2 protein-coding genes and 1 pseudogene are annotated in these 2483 nt (G+C 67.7%); all 3 read left to right on the top strand.

The window, feature by feature from the left end:
- A pseudogene (locus ACWC5O_RS45275) lies at positions 1 to 318 on the top strand (sugar ABC transporter substrate-binding protein); the annotation flags it as partial.
- An 82-nt stretch (positions 319 to 400) separates the two neighbouring features.
- On the top strand, positions 401 to 1363 hold the full coding sequence (locus ACWC5O_RS45270; RefSeq protein ID WP_450592516.1) for a carbohydrate ABC transporter permease: 963 nt from the start codon (positions 401 to 403) through the stop codon (positions 1361 to 1363).
- Complete coding sequence (locus ACWC5O_RS45265; RefSeq protein ID WP_450592517.1) at positions 1360 to 2256, top strand: carbohydrate ABC transporter permease; 897 nt, start codon at positions 1360 to 1362, stop codon at positions 2254 to 2256. Before ACWC5O_RS45270 ends, ACWC5O_RS45265 begins: the two co-directional genes overlap by 4 nt.
- Positions 2257 to 2483 lie beyond the last annotated feature (227 nt).

Here is a 2483-nt window from a genome sequence, read left to right as displayed (position 1 = left end):
GTCGGCGAGAAGCTCGGCTGGTCGCGGGTGCCCGCGGGGAAGCGTGCCAGCACCTACGAGATCCCGCAGTACAAGAAGGCCGCCGCCTCCTTCGGTGACATCACCCTGAAGTCCATCCAGCAGGCCGATCCCGCGAACCCGGGCGTGCAGCCGCGGCCCACGGTGGGCATCCAGTTCGTCGCCATCCCCGAGTTCCAGGACCTCGGGACCAAGACCACGCAGGAGATCTCCGCCGCCATCGCCGGCAAGACCAGCGTGGACACGGCACTCGACGACGGCCAGAAGCAGGCCGAAGACGTCGCCAAGAACTACAACTGAGCCACTCGCTCCGGCCGGCCCCCGAGCCGGCCGGAGCGGCCATCCCAGTCCCCACCGTTTCGCGGCGGAAGAAAGTCACTTCATGATCACGCCAGACCGTCCCCTTACGAGGCATCGGCGACCAGCCGCACGCCCGCTCAAGCCCAGGGGTGAACGCGCGTGGCGGCGTCGCCTCCCGCTGCTGCCCGCGCTGATCTTCACGATCGCCGTCACCCAGCTGCCGTTCGTGGCCACGCTCGTCATCTCCACGTTCCAGTGGAACATCCTGCGGCCGGGTGACCGCCACTTCACCGGCCTGTCCAACTACGCCTTCGTCTTCACCGACGAACGGTTGCGCAACGCGGTCCTGAACACCGTCGTCCTCACCGCGTCCGTCGTCGTCCTCAGCGTGGTGCTGGGCCTGGGCCTGGCCCTGCTGCTCGACCGCCACTTCTTCGGCCGCGGCCTCGCCCGCACCCTGCTCATCGCGCCATTCCTGGTCATGCCGGTCGCTGCCGCCCTGGTGTGGAAGCACGCCATCTACAACCCCGACTACGGGCTGCTCAACGGCGCTCTGAACGCCGTCTACCGGCTGTTCGGGGCGGCGAACGGCCCGACCGTCGACTGGGTCTCGTCCTTCCCCATGCCCGCTCTGGTGGTCGCGCTCGTGTGGCAGTGGACGCCGTTCATGATGCTCATCCTGCTGGCCGGTCTGCAGGCGCAGCCCGGTGACGTGCTGGAGGCCGCCAAGGTCGACGGGGCCTCGGCGCTGCAGACCTTCCGCCTCATCACGCTGCCGCATCTGCGGCAGTACATCGAGCTGGGCATCGTGCTCGGCAGCATCTTCGTGGTGCAGACCTTCGACGCGGTCTACACGATCACCCAGGGCGGTCCAGGCTCCCGGACCACGAATCTGCCCTACGAGATCTACCTGACCATGTTCCGCAAGTTCGAGTACGGCCAGGCCGCGGCCGCCGGTGTCGTCGTGGTGATCGGCTCGATCGTCATCGCGACGTTCGCGCTGCGCGTGGTCGCCTCCCTGTTCCGTGAAGAGGTGTCCCGATGACCGGCACGACCGCGGCTGCCCGCGCATCGTCCAGCACCGTCATGCGCCGGCTCAGGCGTCGCCGCAGCGAGGACCCCGGGCAGCCGCCGCGTCTGTCGCCCCTGTGGACCTTCGTCGCGTGGCTGGTCACGCTGGCCTTCTTCGCGCCGGTGGCCTGGATGGTTCTCACGTCCTTCCACCAGGAATCCGACGCGGCGACCAACCCGCCCAGTCCCTTCGCGCCGCTGACACTGGACCAGTACAAGCTGCTGCTGGGCCGGGACATCACCCCGTTCCTGCTCAACTCGGCCATGGCCAGCGTCTTCTCCACCCTGCTGGTGCTCGCCCTGGCGCTGCCCGCGGCCTACGCGCTGTCCATCAAGCCGGTCAAGAAGTGGACCGACGTGATGTTCTTCTTCCTGTCCACGAAGTTCCTGCCCCTCATCGCGGCCCTGCTGCCGATCTACATGATCGTCAAAGACATCGGCATGCTGGACAACATCTGGACCCTCGTCGTCCTCTACACCGCCATGAACCTGCCGATCGCGGTATGGATGATGCGGTCGTTCCTCGCCGAGGTGCCCAGGGAGATCCTGGAGGCTGCCGAGGTCGACGGCGCGGGGCTGCCCACGGTGCTGCTGCGGATCGTGGCCCCGGTCGCCATGCCGGGAATCGCCGCCACTTCGCTGATCTGCTTCATCTTCAGCTGGAACGAGTTCATGTTCGCCGTGAACCTCACCGCGACCCAGGCGTCCACCGCGCCGGTCTTCCTGGTGGGGTTCATCACCAACGAGGGCCTGTTCCTGGCCAGGCTGTGCGCGGCGGCAACGCTGGTGTCCCTGCCCGTCCTGATCGCCGGTTTCGCCGCCCAGGACAAGCTGGTGCGCGGTCTGTCCCTGGGGGCCGTCAAATGAGGTCCGGCGCGCCTCAGGCCGTCCGGCGATCGCCTACCGCACAACCAGCACGGCTACCAGTTCCACACCCGATCCGGCCTCGTCGCCGCGTGAACGCCCGAACCGAACGGAACCCCGTCACCATGACCCAGCTGATCCGCCGCGTCCTCGTCCGCTCCCTCGACGACATCGTCATCGAAAAGGCGCCCGCCCCCGCCCCCGGGAAGGACGAACTCCTGGTACGTACC

It is taken from the genome of Streptomyces sp. NPDC001450 (assembly GCF_053597295.1).
The sequence above is the reverse complement of the archived record's forward strand: the minus strand, read 5'-3'. Positions and strand labels throughout refer to the sequence as shown.

What these genes read in the sequence shown, in the direction of transcription:
- ACWC5O_RS45270 (WP_450592516.1), top strand. Translation starts at nt 401, where the DNA reads ATGATCACGCCAGACCGTCCCCTTACGAGGCATCGGCGACCAGCCGCA.
- ACWC5O_RS45265 (WP_450592517.1), top strand. Translation starts at nt 1,360, where the DNA reads ATGACCGGCACGACCGCGGCTGCCCGCGCATCGTCCAGCACCGTCATG.